Below are 2,822 nucleotides of genomic sequence, written 5' to 3' on the forward strand. Positions count from 1 at the left end.
CGACAAAATAGGTAATAAGATTCCACCTATTTTGTCTATATAGCAGAACAACGAAATTACAATCAATTACTTCAATGCAATGGGTTGTTGTTGTGTCACACAATGAATCATACCGCCGTTTTTATACAACTCTCTCACATCAATACCGACTACTTTATGACCTGGGTATAACTTCTGAATCGTATCGTTTGCGATTTTATCATTCGGATCATTATAATTAGGCACTAATACAACTGTATTTCCGATATAATAATTGATATATGACCCCTTATAATCGAGAGTTTTTCCATTTTCTAAAGCAACCTTTTCTTTACTAAGCGGCAAGTATTCATACTTATATTTCTGTCCTGAAGCATTTTTTGCATCTAACAATGTATCCATATCTTTATTAGATAAACCCCATTCGGCTAGGTCATCTTCTTTCATCGTTACAATGGTAGATTTATTATGGAATTTAGCAAATCCATCAATATGAAAGTCCGTAATATCTAAATTAGGTACTCCGTCTAACCAAATAAAGTTTGATACCCCAAGATCACTTATATATTTTTCAATTTCTTTTTCTGATAAATCAGGATTTCTATTTTTATTCGTCACCGCACTTCGAGTTAATAACGCAGTCCCATTGCTGTCTAATTCAATTGCGCCGCCTTCAAGGACAAATTTTCCCCAATCAATTCTTTCAATTCCTAATTGTTTACTAACATTCTTACGTATTTGAGCATCATTTTTATACGGTGTTTTCTTCCCCCAACCATTAAATGCTGGATCTAATATTTTGAGATTTTTATTGCTGTCATAAACAAAAATTGGTCCACTGTCCCTTGCCCATACATCATCAGTAGGCGCGATAAAGAAATCAATCTTCTCCATATTTAACCCTTCATCTGTTAAAAGGTTATTGATTCTTTCTTTTTCTTCCTGGTCATATGCAACAATGTGGACTTTCTCACCCTCAGTTAAAGCACTTGCCATCTTAACCCAAATAGGTTCAACTTCCTTCTTATACTCTTCACCATATGTGTATTCATGTGGCCATTGTAGCCATGTACCTTCATGTTTATCTTTTTCATCTGGCATCGTATATTTCCCAGCATTTTTCTGTACCTCTACTTTTTCCCCTTCTTTCCCTTTAACATTTTCATTGTTACCCTCAAAAGAGCATCCACTAATAATCGTTGTAGATAATGTAGCTATTAAACAAAACTTTATTGCTTTTTTCATTTTTTCAACCTCCTGTTCTTGTCTCCAATAATGTAAAGCTTCACATAGTGTGAAGCTCAAGCTTTTTTATCAATGTAAAAATTACCAATTGTTCTTTGCATTCCTTAACATTTAACTACCTATTTAGATTTATTCAAATGCCAATCACCTTTCTTACCTATTTATCCCGCTATTTATGGGCAGTAAGACCCCCACCTCAAAATTCAGCGGAAGCAAAGAATTTAAGTGGGGCCCTGTTGCCCGTAAAAGCCCGATTGATGAGGGCTTCTACTCAGTGGTGGATGAACAAAGCCTCTCCACTGATTAAAGTTTCACTTTATTCAGTAAGTAAAACTTTACAAAATAAAAAAATCGGTATTGATAATTCCATATCAATACCGATTTTTTATAATTATTTTCCTTCTATTAAATCATTCGCCATTTTCCTAAATTCTTGATTAAATGCATCATTCATACCATTTTGGACGTTAGAAAATAATATGACAAACGTTCGTTTATCCCAGTTAAAATTATTAAAAGTGTTCCAGCCAGCTAATACACCGTGGTTATGATAATAATCTGGGTAAATATAGAAACTAAATCCATATTTTCTTGCAGGTGATGCAGAAAACATATCTGATACACTTTGTTTAGAAAGTAGTTTACCATCCATAATAGCTTCATCTAACTTTTTCATATCTTCAACAGTCGTATACATTTCACCACAACCATACAGCCAGTTCATTTTTAAGCGAGGCGTGGCTATTAACTTATTATCTTTTTTCGTATACCCTTCTGCTAAGAAAATATCTTCTGGGAGTGTTGCGCCCATTCCAGATTCATTCATTCCAACAGGATTCAAAATATTTTCTTTCACATATTCAGCAAGTGGTTTATTTGATATTTTTTCTACAATATATGCAAGCACCATATAATTATAATCTGTATATTTCCATCCTGTCCCTGCTGGAAATTGTAACGTTTGTGCCCCAATCCACGTTACTAATTTTAACCGTGATGCTGCGTCAACACTACCTTGTCCCTGTTCTGGTAATCCAGACGTATGTGTTAACAAGTTTCGTAACGTAATGTTTTTATCTGCTGGAAACGATGGGATATATTTATTTACATTGTCTTCAATGTTCAACTTCCCTTTTTCTTTTAGTTGCATAATAGATATTGCAACAACTGTTTTCGTAATAGAGCCAATGCGATATTTCGTTCTTGGCGTTGTTAGTACTTGATCTTTCACATTCGCATAACCGTAGCCTTTTCGTAAAATGACATGACCTTTACTTGCTACAAGAACACTCCCATTAAATCCTTTATCTTTTAAGTACTGATCTAGTTTTCCAGCTGCAATTTCATAACGCTTTTTCTCATTCGCATCAATTTCCTGCTTAACATCTTTTTGCTTACTATTTACATTAGAAAATGCCTTTGCATCATATTTTTTTCCTTTATTTGCATGTATTAGTGTAACAACACTTCCACAAAAAACAGCAAAAATAAAGAAAATGATTAACCATTTCTTTAACATACTAGGAGCCCTCTTTTATCTAGTTTCACTTAACGTACATCCATTCTATTTTATATCTTTTAATTATCAAGTATATTAT

The 2,822-nt window shown here is 33.6% G+C and carries 2 protein-coding genes; both read right to left on the reverse strand.

The genetic code is table 11. The features are described 5' to 3' along the window. Positions 1–66: 66 nt before the first annotated feature. Positions 67–1,224, reverse strand: a complete 1,158-nt coding sequence (locus ABWK52_RS22655; RefSeq protein ID WP_141537338.1) for an agmatine deiminase family protein — start codon at positions 1,222–1,224, stop codon at positions 67–69. 391 nt (positions 1,225–1,615) lie between these two features. Beyond that, positions 1,616–2,743 (reverse strand): serine hydrolase domain-containing protein, encoded by a 1,128-nt coding sequence (locus tag ABWK52_RS22660; protein WP_098541144.1) that lies wholly within the window; start codon positions 2,741–2,743, stop codon positions 1,616–1,618. Between the last annotated feature and the right edge of the window lie 79 nt (positions 2,744–2,822).

The sequence above is a fragment of the Bacillus sp. AP50 genome (assembly GCF_040492675.1).
GTDB lineage: Bacteria > Bacillota > Bacilli > Bacillales > Bacillaceae_G > Bacillus_A > Bacillus_A cereus.

Coding starts and splice junctions, on each gene's coding strand:
- ABWK52_RS22660 (WP_098541144.1), bottom strand. CDS start 2,743: ATGTTAAAGAAATGGTTAATCATTTTCTTTATTTTTGCTGTTTTTTGT.
- ABWK52_RS22655 (WP_141537338.1), bottom strand. CDS start 1,224: ATGAAAAAAGCAATAAAGTTTTGTTTAATAGCTACATTATCTACAACG.